The organism is Streptomyces sp. WM6386, from assembly GCF_000972385.1.
Taxonomy (GTDB): domain Bacteria; phylum Actinomycetota; class Actinomycetes; order Streptomycetales; family Streptomycetaceae; genus Streptomyces.
Window position 1 is genome coordinate 1 of sequence record NZ_JXTE01000499.1, and the last position, 445, is coordinate 445.

At 69.4% G+C, this 445-nt stretch carries 1 protein-coding gene; it reads left to right on the forward strand.

Features of this window, described 5'->3' with window-relative positions; all coding sequences use genetic code 11:
* The coding region (locus TN53_RS42415) for a winged helix-turn-helix domain-containing protein (RefSeq protein ID WP_046264250.1) at window positions 1–359 on the forward strand (359 nt) is incomplete at its 5' end.
* Window positions 360–445 lie beyond the last annotated feature (86 nt).

Genomic DNA, 445 nt, shown 5'->3' on the forward strand with positions numbered 1-445 from the left:
AACCCTGTGGGCTCAGAGAACTCCTGGCCCGTATCGAGGCCGTGATGCGCCGCGTGCAGCCCCGCATCGAACGCCGGGGGCTGTCGATCGGTGCGCTGCGCATCGACGCGGCGCTGCGCGAGGTCCGTCTGGGCGGCCGCACCATCGCGGTGACCCGCAAGGAGTTCGACCTGCTGTACCTGCTGGCCGCACGGCCCGAGACGGTCGTCACCCGCGAGCAGCTGCTGCGCGACGTGTGGGCCGACTCCTGGTCCCGGCGCACCGTCGACCCGCATGTGAGCAGCCTGCGCACCAAGCTCGGCTCCCGTGACTGGATCATCACCGTCCACGGGGTGGGTTTCCGGATCGGCCGGGCCTGAGCGCCGGCGTTCCTCGCGTCTTTTCGCATTCGGCACTTCCCATTCACACATCGATCGCCTGTGCCCGAAGGCGTACGTCCCTGACG